The 24275-nt window shown below is 69.7% G+C and carries 19 protein-coding genes; 11 read left to right on the forward strand and 8 right to left on the reverse strand.

The window, feature by feature from the left end:
• Positions 1 to 57: 57 nt before the first annotated feature.
• Positions 58 to 2868: an aconitate hydratase AcnA gene (acnA, locus tag ACFV15_RS04955; RefSeq protein WP_378348817.1), complete on the reverse strand. Its 2811-nt coding sequence runs from the start codon at positions 2866 to 2868 to the stop codon at positions 58 to 60.
• A 313-nt stretch (positions 2869 to 3181) separates the two neighbouring features.
• Between acnA and ACFV15_RS04960 the strand changes: the two genes are divergently transcribed.
• The 5 genes from ACFV15_RS04960 (at position 3182) to ACFV15_RS04980 (ending at position 8163) form a co-directional block, all read left to right on the forward strand.
• Positions 3182 to 4522 (forward strand): NlpC/P60 family protein, encoded by a 1341-nt coding sequence (locus ACFV15_RS04960; RefSeq protein WP_378348957.1) that lies wholly within the window; start codon positions 3182 to 3184, stop codon positions 4520 to 4522.
• Complete coding sequence (locus tag ACFV15_RS04965; RefSeq protein ID WP_378348818.1) at positions 4519 to 5067, forward strand: molybdenum cofactor guanylyltransferase; 549 nt, start codon at positions 4519 to 4521, stop codon at positions 5065 to 5067. Before ACFV15_RS04960 ends, ACFV15_RS04965 begins: the two co-directional genes overlap by 4 nt.
• A gap of 116 nt (positions 5068 to 5183) precedes the next feature.
• On the forward strand, positions 5184 to 6248 hold the full coding sequence (locus tag ACFV15_RS04970) for an AAA family ATPase (protein WP_378348819.1): 1065 nt from the start codon (positions 5184 to 5186) through the stop codon (positions 6246 to 6248).
• Positions 6248 to 7186 carry a DUF58 domain-containing protein gene (locus ACFV15_RS04975; protein WP_378348820.1) on the forward strand — a complete coding sequence of 313 codons (939 nt, stop codon included), beginning with the start codon at positions 6248 to 6250 and terminating at the stop codon, positions 7184 to 7186. Before ACFV15_RS04970 ends, ACFV15_RS04975 begins: the two co-directional genes overlap by 1 nt.
• Positions 7183 to 8163 (forward strand): VWA domain-containing protein, encoded by a 981-nt coding sequence (locus ACFV15_RS04980; protein WP_378348821.1) that lies wholly within the window; start codon positions 7183 to 7185, stop codon positions 8161 to 8163. Before ACFV15_RS04975 ends, ACFV15_RS04980 begins: the two co-directional genes overlap by 4 nt.
• A 64-nt stretch (positions 8164 to 8227) precedes the next feature.
• Here ACFV15_RS04980 and ACFV15_RS04985 read toward each other — a convergent pair whose 3' ends face one another.
• The gene (locus tag ACFV15_RS04985; RefSeq protein ID WP_378348822.1) at positions 8228 to 9379 is read right to left on the reverse strand and encodes an IS481 family transposase; all 1152 of its coding nucleotides are present in this window, start codon (positions 9377 to 9379) and stop codon (positions 8228 to 8230) included.
• Positions 9380 to 9810: 431 nt separating this feature from the next.
• Between ACFV15_RS04985 and ACFV15_RS04990 the strand changes: the two genes are divergently transcribed.
• Genes ACFV15_RS04990 through ACFV15_RS05010 form a run of 5 tightly spaced genes read left to right on the forward strand, consistent with a single transcriptional unit; the run spans position 9811 to position 16575 of the window.
• Complete coding sequence (locus ACFV15_RS04990; RefSeq protein ID WP_378348823.1) at positions 9811 to 11103, forward strand: hypothetical protein; 1293 nt, start codon at positions 9811 to 9813, stop codon at positions 11101 to 11103.
• Complete coding sequence (locus ACFV15_RS04995) at positions 11100 to 12143, forward strand: hypothetical protein (RefSeq protein ID WP_378348824.1); 1044 nt, start codon at positions 11100 to 11102, stop codon at positions 12141 to 12143. Before ACFV15_RS04990 ends, ACFV15_RS04995 begins: the two co-directional genes overlap by 4 nt.
• Before the next feature lies 1 nt (position 12144).
• Positions 12145 to 15138, forward strand: coding sequence for a hypothetical protein (locus ACFV15_RS05000; RefSeq protein WP_378348825.1), 2994 nt, complete (start codon positions 12145 to 12147; stop codon positions 15136 to 15138).
• A 58-nt stretch (positions 15139 to 15196) separates the two neighbouring features.
• On the forward strand, positions 15197 to 15724 hold the full coding sequence (locus ACFV15_RS05005) for a hypothetical protein (RefSeq protein ID WP_378348826.1): 528 nt from the start codon (positions 15197 to 15199) through the stop codon (positions 15722 to 15724).
• An 8-nt stretch (positions 15725 to 15732) separates the two neighbouring features.
• Positions 15733 to 16575, forward strand: coding sequence for a DUF3592 domain-containing protein (locus ACFV15_RS05010; RefSeq protein WP_378348827.1), 843 nt, complete (start codon positions 15733 to 15735; stop codon positions 16573 to 16575).
• Here the strand turns inward: ACFV15_RS05010 and ACFV15_RS05015 are convergent, their stop codons facing one another.
• Together ACFV15_RS05015 and ACFV15_RS05020 are read right to left on the reverse strand one after the other, a co-directional pair.
• Positions 16576 to 17280 (reverse strand): class I SAM-dependent methyltransferase, encoded by a 705-nt coding sequence (locus ACFV15_RS05015; protein WP_378348828.1) that lies wholly within the window; start codon positions 17278 to 17280, stop codon positions 16576 to 16578.
• A gap of 28 nt (positions 17281 to 17308) precedes the next feature.
• Positions 17309 to 18466: a PucR family transcriptional regulator gene (locus ACFV15_RS05020; RefSeq protein WP_378348829.1), complete on the reverse strand. Its 1158-nt coding sequence runs from the start codon at positions 18464 to 18466 to the stop codon at positions 17309 to 17311.
• 196 nt (positions 18467 to 18662) lie between these two features.
• On the opposite strand from ACFV15_RS05020, the gene ACFV15_RS05025 reads away from it, so the two are divergent.
• Complete coding sequence (locus tag ACFV15_RS05025) at positions 18663 to 20447, forward strand: hypothetical protein (protein ID WP_378348830.1); 1785 nt, start codon at positions 18663 to 18665, stop codon at positions 20445 to 20447.
• A 165-nt stretch (positions 20448 to 20612) separates the two neighbouring features.
• Here the strand turns inward: ACFV15_RS05025 and ACFV15_RS05030 are convergent, their stop codons facing one another.
• From ACFV15_RS05030 to ACFV15_RS05045, 4 genes are all read right to left on the reverse strand, one after another.
• The gene (locus ACFV15_RS05030; protein WP_378348831.1) at positions 20613 to 21272 is read right to left on the reverse strand and encodes an SGNH/GDSL hydrolase family protein; all 660 of its coding nucleotides are present in this window, start codon (positions 21270 to 21272) and stop codon (positions 20613 to 20615) included.
• Complete coding sequence (locus ACFV15_RS05035; RefSeq protein WP_378348832.1) at positions 21269 to 22030, reverse strand: sugar phosphate isomerase/epimerase family protein; 762 nt, start codon at positions 22028 to 22030, stop codon at positions 21269 to 21271. Before ACFV15_RS05035 ends, ACFV15_RS05030 begins: the two co-directional genes overlap by 4 nt.
• Positions 22027 to 23169, reverse strand: coding sequence for a Gfo/Idh/MocA family protein (locus tag ACFV15_RS05040; protein ID WP_378348833.1), 1143 nt, complete (start codon positions 23167 to 23169; stop codon positions 22027 to 22029). The genes ACFV15_RS05035 and ACFV15_RS05040 overlap by 4 nt, the downstream gene beginning before the upstream one ends.
• A 66-nt stretch (positions 23170 to 23235) precedes the next feature.
• Positions 23236 to 24264: a LacI family DNA-binding transcriptional regulator gene (locus tag ACFV15_RS05045; protein ID WP_378348834.1), complete on the reverse strand. Its 1029-nt coding sequence runs from the start codon at positions 24262 to 24264 to the stop codon at positions 23236 to 23238.
• Between the last annotated feature and the right edge of the window lie 11 nt (positions 24265 to 24275).

The raw sequence follows: 24275 nt of genomic DNA on the forward strand, positions 1-24275 counted from the left end.
AAATCGCGCGGGGGCTGGGGGGGGACCACCCCCCCCCCCCCACGCTCACGAGTCCTATCAGGCGTTGGTCATCTTGCGGAGGACGTACTGCAGGATGCCGCCGTTGCGGTAGTAGTCCGCCTCGCCCGGGGTGTCGATGCGGACATCGGCGTCGAACTCCACCTTGGTGCCGTCGGCGCGAGTCGCGGTCACGTGCACCGTGCGCGGGGTGGAACCCTCGTTGAGCGCGGTGATGCCCGAGATGTCGAACGTCTCGGTGCCGTCGAGACCGAGCGACGAGGCCGACTCGCCCGCCGGGAACTGCAGCGGGATGACGCCCATGCCGATCAGGTTCGAGCGGTGGATGCGCTCGAACGACTCGGTGATGACCGCGCGGACGCCGAGCAGCGAGGTGCCCTTCGCCGCCCAGTCACGCGACGAACCCGAGCCGTATTCCTTGCCGCCCAAGACAACGAGCGGGGTGCCGGCGGCGGCGTAGTTCTGCGCGGCGTCGTAGATGAACGCCTGCGGGGCGCCCTCGACGGTGAAGTCGCGGGTGTAGCCGCCCTGCACGTCGTCGAGGAGCTGGTTGCGCAGCCGGATGTTCGCGAAGGTGCCGCGGATCATGACTTCGTGGTTACCGCGGCGCGAGCCGTAGGAGTTGAAGTCCTTCTTCTCCACACCGTGCTCGGTGAGGTACTGCGCGGCCGGGGTGCCCGGCTTGATCGCGCCGGCGGGGGAGATGTGGTCGGTGGTGACCGAGTCGCCCAGCTTGGCCAGCACGCGCGCGCCGGAGATGTCGGTGACCGGCGACGGCTCCGCCTTCATGCCGTCGAAGTACGGCGGCTTCCGGACGTAGGTGGACTCGGTGTCCCACTCGAAGGTCTTGCCCTCGGGCGTGGGCAGCGACTTCCAGCGCTCGCCACCGTCGAAGACGTCGGCGTAGTCCTTGGTGAACATCTCCTGGGTGATCGCGTAGTCGATCGTGTCCTGGATTTCCTGCGCCGACGGCCAGATGTCCTTGAGGAACACGTCGTTGCCGTCGGTGTCCTGGCCCAGCGGCTGGTTCTCGAAGTCGAAGTCCATCGTGCCCGCGAGCGCGTAGGCGATGACCAGCGGCGGCGACGCGAGGTAGTTCATCTTCACGTCGGGGTTGATGCGACCCTCGAAGTTACGGTTGCCCGAGAGCACCGAAACGGCGGTGAGGTCGTTCTCCTGGATGGCCGCGGAGATCTCGTCCGAGAGCGGGCCGGAGTTGCCGATACACGTGGTGCAGCCGTAGCCGACCAGGTGATAGCCCAGCTTCTCCAGGTACGGCCACAGGTTGGCCTTGGTGTAGTAGTCGGTGACGACCTGCGAACCCGGAGCCATCGAGGTCTTGACCCACGGCTTGACCGACAGGCCCTTGTCGACGGCGTTGCGCGCGAGCAGCGCGGCGCCGAGCATGACCGACGGGTTCGAGGTGTTGGTGCAGGAGGTGATCGAGGCGATCACCACGGCGCCGTGGTCGAGGACGAACTCGCCGCGGTCGCTGGTGCTGACCTTGACCGGCTTGCTCGGGCGGCCGGTGTGGCCGTTGGCCGCGGACTGCAGGTCGACCGCGTCCTCGTCCTTGAACGACAGCGAAGCCGGGTCGCTCGCGGGGAAGCTCTCCTCGACGGCCTCGTCCACGTTGGTGTGCGGGGCGGGCTGCTCGTCGCCGACGTAGTCGTGGATCGACTTGCGGAACGAGGACTTCGCGTCGGTGAGCTCGATGCGGTCCTGCGGGCGCTTCGGGCCGGCGATCGACGGGACGACCGTCGACAGATCCAGCTCGATGTACTCGGAGAACTCGGGCTCGTGCGACGGGTCGTGCCAGAGGCCCTGCTCCTTGGCGTACGCCTCGACCAGCGCGACCTGCTCGGGGGAGCGGCCGGTGAGCTTCAGGTAGCGGACGGTCTCCTCGTCGATCGGGAAGATCGCCGCGGTGGAGCCGAATTCCGGGCTCATGTTGCCGATGGTGGCGCGGTTGGCCAGCGGCACCGCGCCGACGCTCTCGCCGTAGAACTCGACGAACTTCGACACCACACCGTGCTTGCGGAGCATCTCGGTGATGGTCAGCACGACGTCCGTGGCGGTGACGCCGGTGGGGATCTCGCCGGTCAGCTTGAAGCCGACGACGCGCGGGATGAGCATGGAGACCGGCTGGCCGAGCATCGCGGCCTCGGCCTCGATGCCGCCGACGCCCCAGCCCAGCACGCCCAGGCCGTTGACCATGGTGGTGTGCGAGTCGGTGCCGACGCAGGAGTCGGGGTACGCCTGGCCGTTGCGGGCCATGACCGTGCGCGCGAGGTGCTCGATGTTGACCTGGTGCACGATGCCGGTGCCCGGCGGGACGACCTTGAACTCGTCGAAGGCGCCCTGGCCCCAGCGCAGGAACTGATAGCGCTCGCGGTTGCGCTCGTACTCGATCTCGACGTTGCGCTCGAACGCGTCGGCGCGGCCGAACACGTCGATGATCACCGAGTGGTCGATGACCAGCTCGGCGGGCGCCAGCGGGTTGACCTTGTCGGGGTCGCCGCCGAGGTCGGTGACGGCCTCGCGCATGGTGGCCAGGTCGACGACGCAGGGGACACCGGTGAAGTCCTGCATGATCACCCGCGCGGGGGTGAACTGGATCTCGATCGACGGATCGGCCTTGGGGTCCCAGTTGCCGAGCGCGCGGATGTGGTCGGCGGTGATGTTCGCGCCGTCCTCGGTACGCAGCAGGTTCTCGAGCAGGATCTTGAGACTGTAGGGAAGGCGCTGGGCGCCCTCGACCTTGTTCAGCCGGAACACCTCGTACGAGGCGTCACCGACCTTCAGCGTGTCTCGAGCGCCGAAGCTGTCCTTGCTGGCGGGTGCAGTCACGTCTAACTCCAGTGGTGGCCAGGCGATGGCCGAGGTCAGTTCGGTTATCTGGTTTACGTAAGCCGTTTTTGTTCAGTGCGGTCCGTCGGGTCGGCCGCGATCGAGTCTTGCGCACCCCCACCGTAGGTCCGGATGCGGGATGGCACACCTCGTCACGTCCCAAACAGTACGCCTGTACTTTTTAGAGTTCAAGTGTCCCCCTGATGGGGGTATTGATGCTCACGGTGCGCGAGTTTCGTCTGTTACGGCTGGTATTGATGGGACGTTCGTGGCACAGTCTGCTCCGAAAGTCTCAACGGGAGGTGGAGGGTTGTTGTCGCGAAGAGGGCATGACCAGCGAGGACGGGCACTGGCGGGCATTTGCCTGGGTGTCGTCCTGTCACTGGGCGCGCCTGGGCTCGCGATGGCCGTCCCGCCTCCGCCGCCCAATCCGAGTGACTCGGAAATCAACTCCAGCAAGGCCGAGGCCAACGCCAAGGCCGGTGAAGTGGGCAAGCTCACCAACCAGCTGGCGCAGGCGGAGCAGCGGCTCGCGGCGTTGCAGGACGACGTCGAGCTCAAGATGGAGCAGGCGAACAAGGCGCTTGTCGACATGCAGTTCGCGCAGGACGAGGCGGACCAGGCCGACCGCGAGGCGCAGGCCGCGCGCAAGGAGTCCGACGCGGCCGCCGCCGAGATCGAGCGGGTGCGCCTCGACGTCGACAAGTTCATCGCCAGCAGCTATCAGCAGGGCAGCACCGTCGGGTCGATCTCGGCCTACATCGGCTCGGACAGCCCGAAGGACCTGCTCGCGCGCTCGTCGCTGCTGAACTCCGTCAGCGGCGGCCAGCTCAAGGCGCTCGACGAGATGCGCCGCGCGCAGACGGAGAAGGGCAACAAGGACTCCGCCGCGCGCAAGGCGCTGGAGATCGCGCAGGCCAAGCAGGACGCCGCCGCGCGCGCCAAGCACAACGCCGACTCCGCGAAGGCCAACGCCGAGCACGCGCAGAACATCCAGGAGAACCAGAACTCCGCGCTCGAAGCCGACAAGGCGAGCGTCGAGCAGAAGCTGTTCGAAGCGCAGTCCAAGGTCACCGGCCTGCAGGGGCAGCGTCAGCGTTACCAGGACTGGCTCGCGCAGAAGCAGCGCGAGGACGAAGAGCGCGCCAAGCAGGCCGCGCTCGCGGCGAACAAGGGCAACGGCGGAGGTGGCGCCGCGCCGCCGCCGCGCGGTGGCTCGGTCCCGCCGGCTTCCGGCAACGTCGAAGCCGTCATCGCGCGGGCGATGTCGCAGCTCGGCCGCCCGTACGCGTGGGGCGGCGGCAACGCCAGCGGCCCGACGCGCGGTATCCGTGACGGCGGCGTCGCCGACCGGTTCGGCGACTACAACAAGATCGGCTTCGACTGCTCGGGGCTGATGATCTTCGCGTTCGCGGGTGTCCGGTCGCTGCCGCACTACAGCGGCTACCAGTACACGTCCGGGCGCCAGGTCCCGCTTTCGCAGATGCGCCGCGGCGACATGCTCTTCTGGGGCGGGGGTGGCGGCATCCACCACGTGGCGCTCTATCTCGGCGGCGGGCAGATGGTCGAAGCGCCGCAGTCCGGCTCGTACGTCAAGGTCTCGGCCGTGCGCTACGGCGGGATCATGCCGTACGCGACCCGCCTGATCGGGTGACGACGGCGGGGATCGTCCTCGCGGGCGGCGGCGCGCGCCGCCTGTCCGGAGTGGACAAACCGCAGCTGGTGGTCGGCGGGAAGGCGTTGCTGCGCCGGGCCGTCGACGCGCTGGCCGGTGTTTCGCCGATCGTCGTGGTCGGTCCCGAGCGCGAGGGCTATCCCGAGGTCGTGTGGACGGTCGAGGCCGAACGCGGCGCCGGTCCGGTCGCGGCCTTGGCGGCAGGGTTGGCGTGTGTGCCGGACGCGGAGTTCGTGGTCGTGCTCGCCGGTGACCTCGCCGCGGTCACGACGTCCACTGTGGACAGACTGCGTGCGGCGATCGGAGCGGACGACGGAGCCGTGCTCGTCGACGCCGACGGCCGCCTGCAATGGCTGATCGGGGTGTGGCGGACCGCCGCCGTGCGGTCCGCTTTGCCCGAATTGACCGGGGGTGCTTCGCTGCGCGCCGTCTTCGGCGGGCTGCGGATGGTCGGTGTGGCCGCCGAACCGGGGGAAAGTGCGGACATCGACACGCCCGAGGACCTGGACGGCTTCGCACAGTAAGCCCCTTCACAGCCGTCATACCGGGGATCCGGTTGGCTTGACTGGCGCACCTTCCTGCTCTCGACCAGGTACGGTCGCACCGCAATCGGCCAAAGATCTTTTCGCAGGAGGCACGAGTGACCGAGCCCGGCTACGCCGAGGGGGCCCAGCAGCCCGGCACACCGGCGCGGGACGCCCAGTTGCTGGAGCGGACGGTGTTCGAGGTCAAGCGGATCATCGTCGGCCAGGACCGGCTGGTCGAGCGCATGCTCGTCGGGCTGCTCGCCAAGGGGCACCTGCTGCTGGAGGGTGTGCCCGGTGTGGCGAAGACCCTCGCGGTGGAGACCTTCGCGCGTGTGGTCGGCGGCTCGTTCTCGCGCGTCCAGTTCACCCCCGACCTGGTGCCAGCCGACATCCTCGGCACCCGGATCTACCGCCAGGGCGCCGAAAAGTTCGACGTCGAACTCGGCCCGGTGGTGGCGAACTTCGTGCTCGCCGACGAGATCAACCGCGCGCCCGCCAAGGTGCAGTCGGCGATGCTCGAGGTGATGGCGGAGCGGCACGTGTCCATCGGCGGCAAGACCTTCCCGATGCCCGACCCGTTCCTGGTGCTCGCCACGCAGAACCCGATCGAGAACGAGGGCGTCTACCCGCTCCCGGAAGCGCAGCGCGACCGGTTCCTCTTCAAGATCCTCGTCGAGTACCCGACGGCCGAAGAAGAGCGCGAGATCGTCTACCGGATGGGTGTGACGCCGCCGCAGCCGCACGAGGTGCTGAGCCCCGGCGAGCTGGTCCGGCTGCAGAACGTGGCGTCGCAGGTGTTCGTGCACCACGCGCTCGTCGACTACGTCGTCCGGCTGGTGCTGACCACGCGCACCCCGGCCGAGCACGGCCTGACCGACGTCGCGGGCTGGGTTTCGTACGGCGCTTCGCCGCGTGCGAGCCTCGGCATCATCGCGGCTTCGCGCGCGCTCGCGCTGGTGCGCGGGCGTGACTACGTGCTGCCGCAGGACGTCGTCGACGTCGTGCCCGACGTGCTGCGTCACCGGCTCGTGCTGTCCTACGACGCGCTCGCCGACGGGGTGCCGATCGACCACATCATCACGCGCGTGCTGCAGACGGTGCCGCTGCCGCAGGTCTCCGCCAGGCCGCAGGGCGGACCTGGAAGCCAGCCGGTCCCGGCTGGAGTGCCGGGCCGCTAGTGAAGACTGAGAAGGGCCGTCCGTCGTGGGCACCCCCGGTGCTGCGGGGGGAGCGGCTGGAAGCCGGGCTCAAGACACTCGAACTAGAGGTGCGCCGCAGGCTCGACGGGCTGCTGCAGGGCAACCACCTCGGCCTGGTGCCGGGGCCGGGGTCCGAGCCGGGCGAGGCGCGGCCGTACCAGCCCGGCGACGACGTGCGCCGGATGGACTGGGCGGTCACCGCGCGCACCACGACGCCGCACATCCGCGAGACGGTCGCCGACCGTGAGCTGGAGACCTGGGTGGTCGCCGACCTCTCGGCGAGCCTGGACTTCGGCACCGCGCTGTGCGAGAAGCGCGACCTGGTCGTCTGCGCGATGGCCGCCGTCGCGCATCTGACCGGTGGTGGTGGGAACCGGCTCGGCGCGTTGATCACCAACGGCTCCGACGTCACCCGTGTCCCCGCGCGCGGCGGCCTGCCGCACGCGCGTGGCCTGGTCCGGCGCGTCGCCGACACGCCGCGCGCGCCGGAAGGGGTGCGCGGTGATCTGGCTTCCGCGATCGAGCAGCTGCGTCGGCCACCGCGCCGTCGCGGGCTCGCCGTGGTGATTTCGGACTTCCTCGGCGGGACGGAATGGCAGCGGCCGTTGCGCGCGCTTTCGGCGAGGCATGAGCTGATCGGCATCGAGATCGTCGACCCGCGTGACGTCGACCTGCCGGAGGTCGGCACGGTCGTGCTGGCCGACCCGGAGAGCGGGCGTCAGCGCGAGGTGCACGCGACCCCGTTGCTGCGTAAGGAATTCGGCGCGGCAGCGCATGCGCACCGGCAGGAGGTCGCTGCGGCGCTGCGGCGGGCCGGCGCGGCGCATCTGACGTTGCGCACCGACTCCGACTGGATCGCCGACATGGTCAGGTTCGTGGTGGCACGCAAGCGGCGCTGGTCAGGGGGTGTGGCATGAGCATCACCGGATTCGCGGCGCCGTGGTGGTTCCTGATGCTGCTCGCGGTCATCGCGGTGGCCGTCGGGTATGTCGTCTCGCAGCGCGTCCGTCGCAAGCGGACACTGCGCTTCGCCAACCTGGAGCTGCTGGAAAAGGTCGCGCCGCGCAGCCAGGGCTGGATCCGGCACGTGCCCGCGGTGCTGGTCGTGTTGTCGCTGCTGGTGCTGACCGTGGCGCTGGCCGGGCCGACCGCCGAGCAGAAGGTCCCGCGCAACCGCGCGACCGTGATGCTGGTCGTCGACGTCTCGCTCTCGATGGAGGCGACGGACGTCGCGCCCAACCGGCTCAAGGCGGCCCAGGACGCGGCGACGGACTTCGCCGAGAAGCTCACCCCTGGCGTCAACCTCGGCCTGATCTCCTTCGCGGGCACGGCGACGGTACTGGTCGCGCCGACGACGGACCGCCGAGGCGTCGTCAACGGCATCAAGAACTTGAAACTGGCCCAGTCGACGGCGACGGGCGAGGGCATCTTCGCGGCCCTGCAGTCGATCGAAAGCTTCTCGGCGGTCGTCGGCGGCGTCGACGGTCCGCCGCCGGCGCGCATCGTGCTGATGAGTGACGGCAAGCAGACCGTGCCCGAGGACCTGTACGCCCCGCGTGGCGCTTACACGGCTTCTCAAGCGGCGAAGCAGGCTCAGATCCCGATCTCGTCGATCTCGTTCGGCACCTCGCACGGCACGGTCGAGATCGAGGGCAAGACGGTCGGTGTCGAGGTCGACGACCAGTCGCTCAAGGAGGTCGCCAAGCTTTCCGGTGGCGAGTTCTACAAGGCGGCGACGGCCGAGGAGATCAAGCGTGTGTACGCGGACCTCGGCGAGCAGATCGGCTACGAGCTGAAGAACACGGACGCGAGCAGGCCGTGGGTCATCGTTGGCACGCTGCTGCTGATGATCGCGGCGGGCGGTGCGCTCTTCCTCGGCCAGCGCTTGCCTTAGTCGTGAGTGTTTTGACCGGTTAGAACCGGCTGTCCTGTTTCAGGACCTCACAGACAGATGTGTGTCAGGGCTTCCCGGACAGTTTCTGGCTGGTCAGTGGTTGATAGCGTACTGCTCTGTTGAGGGTGAGCTGGCGGGCGACCGTGTCGTTGATCATGATGGTGACGCGGTCGCCTTGCCAGTAGAGGTCGGCGGTGTGTCCGGCCCAGCGGCGGCCGATGACGATGGAGCAGCCGGTGAACGCGACGACGCCGGTGGCCGAGACGGGGCGTTGGGTCAGGCCGCTGGGGGCTTGGGTGCCGCCGGCGGGGCTGGTTTTGGTGCTGGCGTCGTAGCGCTGTTGTGGTGTCTGGCCGTCGAGGCTTTGGTGGCGCCGGTTGTTGTAGATCGTGCGGTAGTGGTCGAGAAGTTGTTGCAGTTCAACGAGATTCTCCGCCGCGGGGCGTGCGCGTAGCCACTTTTGCAGGGTCTGGTGGACGCGTTCGTTCTTGCCGCAGGTCTGCGGGTGGTAGGGGGTTGAGGCGATACTGGTGACGCCGCGTGCGGCGAGGTGTCGTTCGAGTTCGACCATCCGTCCGCGGTGTTTACCGGAGAACGCCAGCCCGTTGTCGGAGAGCACTTTCACGGGCAGGCCGTGGCCGTCGAACGCCTGTTGCAGCGCTGTCCAGGTGTCTGCGCCGTTCTCGCTGGCCGCGGCGTAGGTGCCGACGTCGAGGCGGGAGTGGTCGTCGAGGATCTGGATGATGCAGACCTTGGTGCCGTCGGCGAGGTAGTGCTCCATGCCGTCGATCTGCCAGCAGCCGTTGGGGTCGGCGAACTCGAACCGGCGCCGGGTGCGGGGTCTCTTGCGTGGCTCGGGTGTGATGTGGCCGTGCTCGCGCAGGATCCGGTAGACCGACGACGGTGAGGGCAGGGGCACTATCCCGGCGTCCTCGAGCCGCCAGCGGATGGAGATCGGCCCGTTGTCCAGGCCTTCGTCGGCCAGTTCTTTGCGGGCGCGCAGCACCGCCTCGGCCACCCGGGCCGGCAACGCGGCCGGGTGGTGTTTCGGGGCGGTGCTGCGCCGGGTGAACCCCGCCGCTCCCTCGGCCCGGAACCGGCTCACATAGTGATAGAACCGGTCACGGGACACGTCATGCTCGTCGCAGAACCGCGACACGTTGATCTTCTCGCCCGCCGCGACCCGCGCGACCATAGCGACGAACTCAGGATCCATCGAAAACCCTGCTCTGCCCATCGCCGCATGATCACCACAACACCCCTGGTCACCACACCGACAGGCCGGTCAGTGTCTGTGAGGTCCTGAAACATCAACTGTCCGGGAAGTCCTGAAATCAGACAACCGGTTCTCACCGGCCATACCACTCACGACCGCTTGTCAGAGCCTCATCGCGAAGCGAGGGTGCCCCCGAATGCGTACTACGCACCCAACGGCCCCCTCACTTCACACCCGCCGAAGGCTTGAATACGCCTCGCCGGGCGTAGTGGGAGAGGCCCTCACCGGCCAACCCAGAGCACGCCACCTTTGGCTTCCCGCCCAATAGAACCGCCCGGAACGCTCACGAGCCCTTGTTCGTGTGGGTAGTTCAGCAGTCATGGACCGGTGCACCCGTCGGCTAGAGTCCGGTCGGATCCAGAGGGAGGACGATGCTGCGCTCGGTTGTGCTCGCGCGGGCCTGGGCGCGGATCGACGGTGTCGAGGTGCTGTCGGCCCGGGATGGTGGGCCGCTGACCCGGACGGTCAAGAAGATCATCGATCCGCTGGTCGTGCGGACTTCGGTGCGCACCAGGCTGGGCAAGCCGCTGCTCGAGCCGGATGAGGCCGCCGAGCTGATCGAGCTGGTCGTCGCCGACGCCGAGCGGCTGCGGGCGACCGCGGCCTGGTTCACGCGGTTGAAGCGGCAGCGGCGGGCGTTGCGGATCACCGCCGGGGATGTTCAGGACGTTTGTTTCCCGCTGGCGTACGAGTTGGCGACCGGGTTCGGGATGCCGGGGGTGGACGCCGATCGGCTGGCCGCGGACGCGTTGCGTGACCTGCATGGTGAGGCGGGTGATGCCGCCGTCGACCGGCTCGCCGCCTATCTCGCGGATCAGCAGGTGGCCGCCGAACTGACCGCCGCGCTGCGGGAACGGTGGCTCGCGGTCGGCGAGCCCGCCGGGGATGTGACCGCCCTCGGGGCGTTCGTCGAGACGTTGACCGATGCGGCGTGGCGGAAGGTGGCGGAATCCGGGGCCGGGCATGCGCTCGGAGTTTCGCTGCGGCGGGCCGGTGGCCTTGACGAACTCAAGAGCGTGATTCAGGAGATCTGCGGGGTGGCCGCGCCGGAGCTGGGGTTGCAGCGGGGCGAGGTGACCGAAATGCCGCCGCTGGACCGTGGCGGTGAGACTGGCGCCGAGTTGCTGGAACGCAGCGTTGAACGCCGGGTGCGCGCGACGTTGCGGCGGCTGCCCGCGGATGAACGGGACCGGCCGGTGGCCGAGCTTGTCGACGATGAGCTCACCCGGTGTGTTGCCGGGTTCGGGCTGGGGGAGGCCGCGCTCGCCGCGTGTTTCGCGCTCGGGGTCGTGCTCGCGCCGGCGTTGAGGCCGCTCGATGGTGCCTCGCCTGCCGGGGTTCCCGAGTTCGCGCGGCGACTCAACGCGCAGGTCGCGCGCGAGGGGTACGTGTTGCACGCGCGGAGGGCGCTGGCCGGGAGCACTCCGCTGACGCCGCGGCCCGACGGCGATCTCGTGCGGGAGTTGCGTGAGTTCGCCAAGCAGTTCCTTGGCAGGCTGTGGATCCGGTTGCACGGGTTCGACGTGCGCGGGGAGTGGCCGTCGGACGCGGCGGAGGTGCGCGATCTCGTCACCGGGGTGGTGCGGTCGACGTCGCTGGACCTGCGGACGAAGGTGCGGCGCTCGCTCATGGCCAGGCTGCCGGAGCTGGAGGTGGCGTCGTGACCCATCCCGTGCGCACGCCTGTCGTCGCCGCCGATGGCGCGCTGATTCGTTTCGATTTGGCCGAATTGCTGGGTGGAACCGTCACGTCGATGCGGATCGAAGTCATCGACGCCGCGGCCGAACCGTGGCTGACTCGGTTGTGTGGTCCCGAAAACGCCATGGCCGCGCTCGGCGGCGAGGTCGACGTCCCGGTGGTGACGGAGCTGGCCGAGCTGGCGTTGCTGCTGTGGGCGCGGCGGTGGTGGCCCGCGAGCGCGGTGCGCGGAATCGCGTCGCTCGATCCCGCGCTGCTGGATTTCGAAGCGGCTATCGCGACCGCGGCGGTCGAGGACGTGGCCGAGGGGATGCTCGACGGCTTCGAGGCGACGCCCGGCGAGCTGTTCGACGCGGCCGCCGACGCCTTGCTCGCGGCCTCGGGGCCGGTCACCGGCGAGGTTCGCGGACTGTGCGGGCGCTTGGCGTCGTGGTTCGACGAGCGCGACGATGTCGTGCGGGCCGAATCCGCCGCGGAACTGGCCGAGCGGCTGGAAAACATTGCGCCGTCACAACGTTCGTATGCGCTGGCCGCGGGTACGCCACGGACGGTGGCCGGGGCGGGGCTGCTCGCGGAGGGACGCGCGAGCGTGGATTGGGCCAGGGTGCCGCCGGGTGTGCTCGACGCCGCCGACGACACGGTCGCGTGGCGGATCGTCACGGCGGCGGGTGCCACGCGGATGCAGGTCGAGGTGGCCGGTGCGTTCGCGGACGCGGCCCTGACGGCGTTCGCGACCAACGACGGCGAGGCGTTCGCGGAGGTGCCGCTCGCACTCGGCGCCGGAAGCTTCGCGGGCTCGGTGGAGCTGGACGAGGACTCGGCGCGGCTCGCGGCTGATCGGGATGTCCACATTGGAGTCGAGATCGGTGACGAGCCGGTTTTCGTGACCACGCCCGAAGATCGTGCCGCCGTGGTGGCGCTCGTGCTGGCGCGCGAGGAGTTGCCGCTGTCACTGCGGACGCTGGCCGAGCGTGCGGCGGCCGGGTCCGCCGCTGAGGAGTTCTGACATGCTCGTCGGCTTGCCTGCGCCGTCCGCGCTGCCCGACCAGCCGTTGCCCGCCGAGCTGGCGGGCTGCTGCTCGCACGGGTACAACTGCCGGTGTGTCGCCCGGCATTTCGGCGTTGATCCCGCTTCTTACGGTGAGGTGCCCGCCTGTTCGCTGAGTGAGGGGAAATACCGGCGACTGCTGTTCGAAGCGAGTCGTGTCCAGGACAAGGCGAAAAGGTTGACCGCCAAGCGGGATGTGGCGGGTGCGCACCGCGCGTACGGGCGGATGCGGGAGATCGCGCGTGAGCTCGACCGGACCGATCTCGAACTCGCCGCGGTGAGCGATCTGGCCGTGGTCTGCTACTCGGCGGGCGATCTGCGCAATGCCCGGCAGTGTGCCGAGGCCGTACTGGAGATGTTCCGGGTCAGCGTCGCCGCGATTGTCCACTTCGGACAGTACGCCGAACTGCGGATGATCGAGGGTTCGCGTGAGGTCGCCGAACGTGTGCTCGTCAACCTCAGCATCGAGGAAGGCGATACCGGACGGGCCCGCGAGCTGATCGCCGGGCAGCGGACCAGGGCCGCGTTCCGGAAGGCGGCCGAGCCGGGGCAGTTCCCGCCGGAACTGCTCGACGTGCACGGCGCGGACGAGATCGAGTTGCGCATCCTCGACGTGCGGGTGCTGATCGCCGACGGTGAGCTGGCGGCCGCGCGGAGCGCGCTCGAACCGATTTTGGCCGAGCTGGCGCGGCTCGCGGGCGTCGACGAGATCCGGGATCAGGTGGCCGGGCTCGAAGTGATGGCGCTGGCCGAGCGTGGCCGTATCCGCCAGGCGGGTGGCGAGGAAGCCGACGCCGAGGCCGACTTCCTGCGCTTGAGCGCCAGGCACGACGGGCCAGCGGCGGCCAAGTTCGACATCCAGGTCGCCGAAGCACGGGCGATGAGCGGTGATCTCGCCGGTGCGATCGACATGATCGTCGCCGCCCGCGACCGGCTCGCTGCGGCGGGGTTGAGCGGTGACGTCGCCGACGCGAGCCACGCGCTCGGGTTCCTCTTGCTGCTGCACGGGCACATCCCGCAGGCGCGCGAACAGTTCGTCCACGCGGGACAGTTGTGGAAGGCCAACGGAGACACTGCCGGGCTGCGTCGCCTCGATGTCGCACTGGCCAGGTGTGACGCGTCCGAGGGGCGCTGGGAGTCGGCGTACGAGCACACCGCGCGGGCGCAGGAATCGGCCGCCGCGTCGCGGGAATGGCTGGAATGCCTGCGTGCCGACTTCCTGGCGGCGACGGTCCGGTACGCGCACGGCCAGGATCTGCCCGCGGTACTGGATTTGCTGTTGCCGGTGGCGTTGGCCGCGGAGGAGTACCGCTTCCGCTTCGACTCGGCCGCCGCGCGCACGGCTTGGGCGAGCGGTGTCGCGGGTCCGGCGAACTCGCTGGTCATGGCGTTGCTGACGCAGCTGGGTAAGCGGCGGCTGAGCGCCGAAATGATCGAACGGACTTGCGCGGTCGGGTCGTTCAGCGGGGCTTCGCTCGACCTCAGCGGGGTCGTGCCGAGCTTGTCCATGAGCCGACCGGCGCCGGGGGAGCGGCTGCCGCTGGCGGCGCTGGGCGCGGTCACCGCGTCGCTGCCGCTGCGGCTCGCGCCGCCGCCGGATCTGCGCTGGTCACCGTCATCGGCGATGGAACTCGACCGCTGGCTCGGCGTGGCGGCCGAGCGCTACGACCTCCGCCGGGAGCCGACCGAGCCGGTGCCGACCTGGCCTGCCGCCGAGGCGGGCCGGGAGACTTTCGTGCTGCGGTACGCCGATGCCGGGCACACGTACCTGAGCTGGCGCAGCAGCGCCGACCCGGACACCGTCCACACGCACCCGATCGACGCCAGGCTGGTCGGGACGGCCCGCGAGTTCCTGGCTGACGCCTCGCCGACGCCGCACGAGGGTGAGAGCGTCGCCGACGCGGTGGGCAGGGCGTTCGCCGCGTTCAGCCGCGCCGGGGAGCAACGGTTGGCGCGGAGTCTCGCGCTCAACCTGCTTCCGGCGGATCTGGTCACCCGGTTGCGGGCCGCGGCCGGGCGGCGCCCGCTGCTGCGCGTGCAGCCGTCGCCTAGTCTCGCGGCGGTGCCGTGGGGGCTGCTCGCCCTGCCGGACCGACGGCCCGATCGGGTGCTGTCGCCGGGTGAGGAGTGGTCGTGCTTCGACGGCGACGAGCGGGTGCTGGACGTCGCCGACGTTTCGCTGCTCGCGCCCGCCGGGATCGCCCGGGTTTCGTCCGCGGCGGAGGGGCCGCCGGTGTATCTGCTCGATCCGCGGATCCCGGGGCAGAGCGCGTTCGGCGAACTGGGCTCGGTGCTGGGTAAGCAGGAGGAGTCGTCGGCGCTGATCCGGCATCTCGACGCACGGCTCGCCGAGGGGCCTGTCCGGCCGGCGGCGGCGCGAGGGCTGGAGCTGGTGCGCCGGGCCGACACCGATCGGCGGTTGCTGTCGAGCCTGCTGAAGGAGCCGTGCTCGCGGCTGGTGTTCGCGGGGCACGTCAGCGTTGTCTCGGGTGAGCATGGGGCGCAGACGGCGTTGCACCTGTCGTGTCCGGCGGAGTCGCCGGGGACGGCGGCGCCGATCGGGGCGCACCGGCCGTTCACCGCCGCCGATCTCGCACTGTCCGAAGTGGATACCATGCCCCCCAGGGTCGCGCTGATCGGCTGTGCCAGCGCGAGTGATTTCGGCTTGGCAGAGCCGTTCGGAATGCTGCTGGCCGCCGTTGCCGCCGGCGCGAACGTGGTCGCGGCGACCGTGTGGGCGTTGCCGACCTCGGCCGCCGTGCCGTCGGGCGACCCGATGGCCGAGCTGATCATCGCCGCCGACACCGCACTCGCGGGCGAAGACCCGGTCGGCTCGCTGTGCGCCTGGCAACGCGACCGGCTCGCGGCGTGGCGCGCGGGTGGCGGACCGGAGGTCTCCCCGGTCTTCTGGGCGGGACTGACCTGCCTCGACGCGCAAACCTGGGTTCGGTAGCCGTGGCGTCCGCCGAAGCTGTGTGCAGCACGAACGCACCGGCGAAAGGCAGGACGAGATGTTCAAGAAGATCCGCGACAAGGTCAACGAGGCCACGCAGCAGGGGATGGCCCGCGGCGCGCAGGACTTCCAGCGGCACGCGGCGCAGTTCCAGCAGGCGGCCGCCGCGCAGGGGCACCACATCGTGCCGCAGCTGCCGACGCCGCAGCTGGCCGCGCAGGCCTACCAGAACATGCAGGCCGACCCGGCGATGGCCGAGTTCCTGGCGCTTCCGATGGAGGAGCAGCTGCGTCAGCAGCAGGAACTGCAGGCTTACGGCACCGAGCTGCGGCGGCTCTACGACACCTGCGAGCACGCGACGCTGGTGATCGAGGCGCTGGAGCCGACCGGGCGGACGATCGCGGGGCAGGCGCAGTACAGCGCGACGCTCGAGGTGACCGTCCAGGGTGGGGCGAGCTACCGGACCGTGATCCAGCTGATCGCGCCGCTGGCCACGATCCAGCAGTACGCGCCCGGCACGAAGCACGAGGCCCGCGTCGACCCGGCCGACCCGGCCAAGGTCGGCGTGTTCGGCCCGATCGCTTGAGAGGGGCGATGATGTTCGCACTGGGATTGGACAGCCCGCGCCGTCCCGGCAGGCGGTTGCTGTGGCTCGGGGTGCCCACGACGCTCGCGTGGGCTGTCGTCGGCTGGACCGGCGCGCTGGGCCTGCTCGACAACTTCCGGTTGATGTCGCTGAACCGCGTCGGCTCGTGGGGGGCCGACGGGGGACCGGCGGTGTCGCTGATGTTGTTCTTCAGCGTCGCGATCACCGTGGCGTCTTCGCTGGGGTTCGCGATGTTGTGGTCCTCCGGCATGTCGCTGAGCCGGATGGGCATGGGGTTCCGGGCGGGTTCGCTGGCCGCCGCATTGGGTATCGCGATCGGCAGCGGGCTCGCGAGTCCTTCGTGGACAGAGCCGGAGGCCGTCGGCAAGCGGCTGGGCTTCCTCGACGGTCCGGCGCAGGAGTGGTCACAGGTCGACTGGATCGTCTACTACGAGCCGTACCTGGTGCCTGGCATCGCGGGGGTGATCGCACTCGTGCTGATCTTGGTGCTGCTGAAGGACTTCCTCGCCGTTTCGGCGGCGGACGACCGGGCGGAGGCGTTGCAGCAGCGCGGTCGCGTGGTGACCGGGCACGTCACGCACATCGAGTTCACCAACGTCTGGGTGATGGGGAACCCGCGGTTCAAGGTGCACGTGACGTACCCCGGCGAGTCAGGGGAACGCACCGTGGTCACGACGATGATCACGCCCGCGTTCCAGGCGCCGTCGCGTGGTTCGACCGTCAAGGTCAGGTACGACCCGCAGGACCCGGACGCGGTGCTGGTGGAACCTGACCCGCAGGACCAGTCGGCCGGTCGGAACCCCGGTGGCTTCCTGCCGCCACAGTGGTAGTCACTCGGCGTGCAGCACGAAGAACAGGTAGACCGGGAACGTGTTGAGCAGAGGGAAATCGTCGGGGTACGCCTCACGCGCGGCGGGCGACGGCAGCGGTTCACGGATGGCCGAAATCCGGAAGCCCGCCGCGGTGAAGTCCTCGGTCATCGCGCCCAGCGGACGCTCCCAGAAGCTCAGCTGGGCGGTGTGGCCGCCCATGTTCCATTCCTCGTCCCGCTTGAACGGCTCGAAGTAGTCCGGCCTGCGCCCGGCCATCCGGTGCATGAGGTGATTGCACATCGGGTGGTCGACCGAGACGATGAGCCTGCCGCCGGGCTTCAGCACCCGGCGGAGCTCGGCGAGCGGGGACTCCCAGTCGCGCAGGTAGTGCAGGACCAGCGACGAGACGACGTCGTCGAACGCGGCGTCGGGGTAGGGGAGCGGGTCGGCGAGATCGAGGACTCGCAGGTCAGCGTCTTCGCCGAGCCTGCGCCTGGCCATCTCGATCATTCCGGCGCTCGCGTCGAAGCCGGTGACGACGGCGCCGCGGTCGCGGAGCGTTGCGAACAGTGGGCCAGATCCGCAGCCGGCGTCGAGGATGCGCCGTCCGGCGACGTCTCCCGCGAGTTCGAGCATCGCGGGACGCTCGTAGTAAGCGTTGTTAAGGCTTGTCTCGTTCTCGGCCGAGTAGGCCTCGGCGAGAGTGTCGTAACTGTTCGTCATGCCACTCGATACTGGCACAAAACGCGAATCACTGATCTTGCGCTGGCCAATTCAGCAGGCGGGCGCCCAGTACCGCGGCTTCGAGGGTGAAGCGGTGCGCGGGGTCGCGCGGGTCGTAGCCGGTGAGCTGGTGGATCCGGTCGAGCCGGTAGGTGATGGTCCGGACGCTGAGGAACAGCCTGCGTGCCGTTTCGGCCGTGATGCCGCTCGACGCGAAATAGCCGGTGAGGGTGTCGAGCAGCGGCCGGGCACCGCCCCTGGTGTGGTTGAGCGAGTCGAGCACAGTGGTGACGAGGTCGACAAGCGCCGCGCGGTCACGGAAGAGGACCTGGTAGACGAGCAGTTCGCTGGCGTGGAGTACTCGGGTGGCCAGGCCGAGCGAGGTGGCCAGGTCGAGCGCGTTGCGGGCTTCCTCGTAGGACCGGACGACTCCACTGGGGCCGTGATGCGGGCGGCCGACGCCGATCTGCCAGGTGCCCGCGAGCGTCTTTTCGGCCTGCTTGGCGAACTCGGCGGGCACGTCGGTGTCCGTGCCGGGCGCGATGCAGAGCAGGAGCCCGTCCTTGGTGGTGATCAGGACGTCGCGGGTGTCGAACCGGCTCAGCAGCGCGGACTCGATGTTCAGCGTCGCCGAGTCGTCTTCGGCGAACGGGGTGCCCGCCCGGACGGCCGTGACGACATAGCCCGCGGCGAGGCGCAGGCCGAAGCGTTCGGCCCGCTCGGCGAGACGGCCGAGGTCGGCGCGTCCGTGCAGGAGATCGTCGATGAACTCGCGGCGGTCGGCGCCTTCCCGGCGCAGCACGAGCCGCCGGGCGCCGTCGTAGCCGTCGGCCAGCGCGACGATCGCGTCGTCGGCGGCACGCAGCACTGCCTCGGCGATCGTGATGACCTGGTCCTTCCCGCGTGCGGCGGTGATCGCGGGCAGTGTGTGCCAGGTCATCCAGCTCGCGCTGAGATAGAGATCGATGAGTGCGCGCAGCGGGACATCCTGCTCGGCCGCGGCGGCGCCGAGCGCGCGCCGCGAGTCGAGTTCGCGGTGCGCGAGACGGCGGCCCGTGCCGCTGACCGCGTCGAGCATGCCGACCCAGCCGTCGAGGAAATCCGCTGATACGCCCGCGTCCCGCGCGGCGCGGGCGGTCACGTCCAGCCGATGCCGTTCCCGTCCGGTCGCCAAGTCGTCCCCCATGATCGTTTGCGTGGATCAGGCAGTGAGCCTGGCCCGACGATAGCCGAGAGCGCGAGATGTCCTGATGATCTTTGCCGGGATCCGGCAAGGAAGAGCCGCCGAACCTGGCCGGACGGCCGCCTGGTTTCGCGCGTGCCTGGCTCAGCAGGATGAGCATCCGGTTTCGGGGGTCGAAACCACTTTCTGGGGAGGTTCGATGAAGAGTTTCCTGCGAAGAACCGCGACCATCGGCACGGCCTGCGTGCTCGCGTCGGTCGCCGTCTCGGCGGCCACGCCCGCGATGGCCACGTGGGACACACCCGAGTCGGCGGCCGGGGTGTACACCGACATCTCCGCGCCTGCCAAGAGTTTCCCGGCCACCGGCACGGACGTCCCGGTCGGCGCCTGGACCGACGCGAACCACCGGTTCCACTCGTCGAAGGCCTACTTCACCTTCGACCTGCGCCCGTTCCGCGGCGCGACGGTGGCCTCTGCCGAGGCGTTCGCGACCGAGACCGTGGCCAACGACTGTGCCCAGGCGCGGGCGACCGAGCTGTGGGTCACCGACGCGGCGGCCCACCCGACCTGGCGTGACCAGCCGAAGGAGCGCACCAAGCTCGCCGGTCCCGGCGCGCAGCCGGGCTGCCTCTGGGACCGTGTCGAATGGGACGCCACCCAGGCACTCGGCGCGGCGATCGCGGCAGGCAAGGACTCGCTGACCGTGGTGCTCCGGATGCCGGACAGCAAGCAGTTCAACCCCGCGTACGGCAGGCGCGTCGCGAACAAGCTGCACATCACCATGGACTACAACCGGCCGCCCGGCGTGCCGACCGGCCTGATGGTCGACAACGACCCTTGTGGCCCGGAACCGTTGTACACCAAGGCGATTCCCGGAACGCTCACCGGCGTGGTGCCGGATCCCGACGGCTCGTACGTCTCCGGCAAGGTCACGCTGTGGCCTGCCGACGACCCGGCGCACAAGCTGGAACTCGGACCCGACTCCCGCGGCCCGGCACCGCACGCGGCCCGCTTCGACCCGCCCGCCGACTACCTCGCCGACGGCCGCACCTACCGGTGGACCATGCAAGGTGTCGACGAAGGCGCGCTGACCGGGCCCGTCAGCGCACCCTGCTCGTTCGTCGTCGACCGGACCGCGCCCGCCACCGTCCCTGCGGTGACCTCGGCCGACTACCCGGACGACGGCCAGTACCACGGTGGCCAGGGCGTCCCCGGCACCTTCGTCGTCGATGCCAAGGGCGACACCGACATCGTCAGCTTCAGCGTCGCCGGTATCCCCGGCTACATCCCGGCCGACCGGCCCGGTGGCAAGGCGACCGTGCAGTTCACCCCGCGTGAGGAGTTCGGCCGGTTCAGCGTGTGGGGAGTCGACCGGGCACGCAACCTCAGCCCCGAGTCGAGCTACGGCTTCCTGGTCAACTCGACCTCACCGGCGGTCACCACGAACGCCGATGTCATCACCGTGGGCGAGCCGCTGCAGCTGCACTTCGCGCCGGGCAAGATGCCGGGTGCCATCGTCGAGTACGTCTACAACTTCGACGGCAACGGTGACCAGACCATCGCCGCGCACCCGGACGGCACCGCGTTCGTCACCGTGACCCCGGTCGATCAGTGGAGCAGCCTGAGCGTGCGCGCGAAGACCTCGCAGGGCTGGCTCTCCCAGGAATCACGGGCCTTCCTGCAGCTGGGCAACGGCAGGCCTTCGGTGACGAGCACCGTGTACCCGCAGGACAAGCCTGGCGGCGGCCCCGGTGTCGCGGGTGATTTCACCTTCACGACGAAGCGTTCCGGCGTGGTGAGCTTTGTGTACACAGTGGACAGTGGCGCGCCGGTGACGGTGGCGGCGCGGGAGGGCTCGGCGACGATCTCGGTGACACCGGACAGTGCGGGCCCGCATCAGCTGCGGGTGAGCTCGACCAACGCCGACGGCAGCTCGAGCGAGACGCGGTACTACGACTTCCACGTCAAGGACGCGGCCAGGTGATCGGAAGGGCCCGGGCGTGGGGGCCGGGCCCTTTCTCTCGCCAGGCTGGCCGCTGATGCCGTGTCGTCCATCTGGGTACGTGTGTCATCCGTCCAGGTACGGGATCGATCCATGTTCAGGGAACGCGGATGGACGGCACCCGTGCATGGATGGACGACACGCCGATCAGCAGGACGCACCCGTCTTGTCGGCGTGCGCCCAGGAGTGGGGTGGGGGCACGCCTGCCGCGTCGAGCCACGCTTCGGCCAGGATGCGGTGCCCGAGCCTGCTCGGGTGGACGCCGTCCGGCGCGAGCGTCGACGCGCCGTGTTCCGTGGCCGCGCGGGGCATCAGGAGGTCCGCCCTGATCAGGCGGGCGCCGAATTCGTCCGCCAGCTCACGGGCGACCTCGATGCGGGGTGCGAGGTCGTCCATCCAGGTGTGCTGCTCGGGCTTGACCGGCAGCAGGAACGGCGTGATGACGAACAGGTCCGCCGGGAGGTGCTGGCGGGTCTGGGTGAGGACCCGGGTGTAAGCCGCGTGGAAGCGGTCGATCGGGCTGGGGAGTGCGCGGTCGAAGCGGCGCCAGGTGTCGTTGATGCCGATCTTGACCGTGACCACGGTCGGGCGCTCGGCGAGCACGTCGGTGGTCCAGCGGGCCTCCATGTCGTAGACACGGTTGCCGTTGAGGCCCTTGTTGAGCACCACAGGCCCGGTGAGGTGGGCCGCGATCTGGCGGACGTAACCGTTGCCGAGTGACGTCGGGTCCGAACGGTCGCGGCCCGAGTCGGTGATCGAGTCGCCGATGAAGAGCAGCCGGTCCTGGGAAGTGAACGGGCCGGTCATGGCTGCTCGCCGATCAGTGCGCGCAGGGACTGTGCCTCGCCGGTGAGGAGCTCGGGGTCGTTGCCGGGCACGAATTCGAGCAGGGCGTCGAGCGGGCGGTCCAACGCCGCCAGCACCTTGAAGACCTCTGTCCACAAAGGAGCCCGGGCGGTGAGGAGCTGCCGCTCGTTGGCTGGCCACCACGAGAAGACGTGGACCGCGCGCAGGTGGTCGAGTACCAGCCGCAGGCCAGCCAGCGCAGGCTCGTCCGGGAGGTCCTGAGGGGGCTGCCAGTAGGTGCCGAGGTTGGCGCGGCCGACCTCCTCCAGCAGCTGGACCGTCGACTCGGCGGTGTCGGTCAGCGTGCCGCCGTGGAACTCGAGCGCGACCTCGATGCCGTGGTCGGCCGCGATGTCGGCGGCCTCACGCAGGCCGGTGACCACCTGCTCGCGCTCGTCCGGCTCGACGTCGGCCGAGCCGGATTTGCCTGCCCAGACCCGGATACGGGGTGCGCCGATCTCCCGCGCGGTCGCGGCGATGTCCTTGAACTGCCCGGCTTCGCTGTGCGTGGCGCGGAAGTACGAGCCGTAGGAGCCGCAGGTGAGACCGTGGCGGGCCATGGCCTCGCGGGCGCGGCCGAGTCCCCAGTCGTCACCGGGGCGGACGTGCACGTCCGCGCCCCATTCGATCACTTTCAGGCCCGCCGTGGCTGCCCGCTCGGCGACGTCGTCGACGTCGAGGCGGCGCAAGGTCACCGAGCACAGTCCGGGGCGGATCACAGCGCCAGCTCCCCGAGCTCGACGCGGCGGCCTTCCCTCGAGGACTGGAGACCGGCCTCCGCGACGCGCAGACCGCGCGCGCCCGCCATGAAGTCGTAGTGGTTGGGCTCGTCGTCGACCACGTGGCGGATGAACTGCTCCCACTGGGCCTTGAAGCCGTTGTCGTGCACGGCGTTGTCCGGCACCTCCTGCCACTGCTCGCGGAACGGCTCGTTCTGCGCGAGGTCGGGGTTCCAGACCGGCTTCGGCGTGGCCACGCGGGGCTGGACCTTGCAGCCGTGCAGGCCGGCGACCGCGCTGCCGTGGGTGCCGTCGACCTGGAACTCGACCAGCTCGTCGCGGGCCACGCGCACGCACCACGACGAGTTGATCTGCGCGATGATCCCGCCCGCCAGCTCGAAGATGCCGTACGCGGCGTCGTCGGCGGTGGCGGCGTACTTGACGCCGTGCTCGTCGTAGCGCTCCGGCAGGTGGGTGACCGCCTTGGCGGTGACGGACTCGACGCGGCCGAAGAGGTTCTCGAGCACGTAGCTCCAGTGGCAGAACATGTCGAGGACGATGCCGCCGCCATCCTCGGCGCGGTAGTTCCAGCTCGGGCGCTGCGCGGCCTGCCAGTCGCCTTCGAAGACCCAGTAGCCGAACTCGCCGCGCACCGACAGGATCCGGCCGAAGAAGCCGGAGTCGATGAGACGCTTCAGCTTGAGCAGCCCCGGCAGGTAAAGCTTGTCATGCACGACACCGTTCTTAACACCGGCGGCCGCCGCGCGCCTGGCGAGGTCGAGTGCGCCTTCGAGCGTCTCGGCGGTCGGCTTCTCGGTGTAGACGTGCCGCTCGGCGTCCATCGCCGCGATGAGCGACTTCTCGCGCGCCTGGGTGAGCTGGGCGTCGAAGTAGAGCGGGTAGTCGTTGTCGGACAACGCCGTGTCGAGGTCGGTCGTCCAGTTCTCCAGGCCGTGCCGCTTCGCGATCTCGCGTAGCTTGTCCGGGTTGCGGCCGACGAGCATCGGCTCGAGCTGGACCCGGGTTCCGTCGGCGAGTTCGACGCCGCCTTGCTCGCGGATCGCGAGTACGGACCGCAGCAGGTGCTGGCGGTACCCCATCCGTCCGGTCACGCCGTTCATGACCACACCGAGCTTCATTCGTCCTCCTCCTGAAAGCGCTTTCCCATGGTAGGTCGGCGCAGGTTTTTACCGAGCACCGCGCCCTTAGGGCGCGGTGCTCTCCCGTAGTACGACCTCGCCGGTCACCTGATGGAGCCGCGGCTCACCGAGCCGGTCGGAGAGCGCGAACTCGAAGGCCTTCTCACCCATCGACTCGATGGGCACGCGCACCGTGGTGAGCGAGGGCCTGATGTCCCGCAACGTGATGATGTCGTCGAACCCCGCCACCGCGATGTCCTGCGGCACGCGCAGGCCACGGTCACGGCAAGCGGCCATGGCGCCGACGGCCATCACGTCGTTGACCGCGAAGACGCAGCCGGAGTCGAAGCCGCTCTCGAGCAGCCGCACCATCGCCTGGTAGCCGCCGTCGCGGGTGAACACCGTGTGCAGCACCCGTTTCGGCGGCAGCGCGACCCCTTGGTGGGCGAGCGCCTCGCGGAAACCTGTCACCCGGTCCCGCGAGGTCAGCAGCTCCGGCGGGCCGGCGAGCACCGCGAACGAGCGATGGCCGAGACCGGCGAGGCCCTTGGCCAGATCGGCCGCGCCTCGCCGGTTCTCGAGCATCACGGTGTCGAACGGCAGCTTCCGCTGGCCGATCACCACCGCGCGGCCTTCCGCCGCTTCGAACGCGCGGAGCTCGTCGGTCAGCCGCCGTTGCAGCGAGCGGTTCTCGACCCGCGAACCGGCCAGGATGACCGCCCTGGCCCGCTGCCCGCGCAGCGTCGAGACGTACTCCAGCTCGTTCTCGGGATGGTTCGCGGTGCTGGCGATGGTCACCGTCAGCCGGTGCAGCGCCGCCACGCGCATGACGCCTGCGGCGATCGAGGAGAAATACGGGTCGACGATGTCGTGGACCAGCAGCCCGACCACGGTGCCGCGCCCGCGCGCCATCGCCTGCGCGGGCCCGTTCGCGGTGTACTGCAGCCGTCTCGCCGCTTGCAGCACGGACTTCCGCAGCTCACCGCCGACCTGGCGGTTGCCGCCGTTGAGCACGCGTGACGCCGTCGCCAGCGACACGCCTGCCTCACGGGCGACGTCGGCCAGAGTCGCCGAACCTGCGACGCGCTGCGGCATGCTTTCCTCCT

It is taken from the genome of Amycolatopsis sp. NPDC059657 (assembly GCF_042734395.1).
Taxonomy (GTDB): domain Bacteria; phylum Actinomycetota; class Actinomycetes; order Mycobacteriales; family Pseudonocardiaceae; genus Amycolatopsis.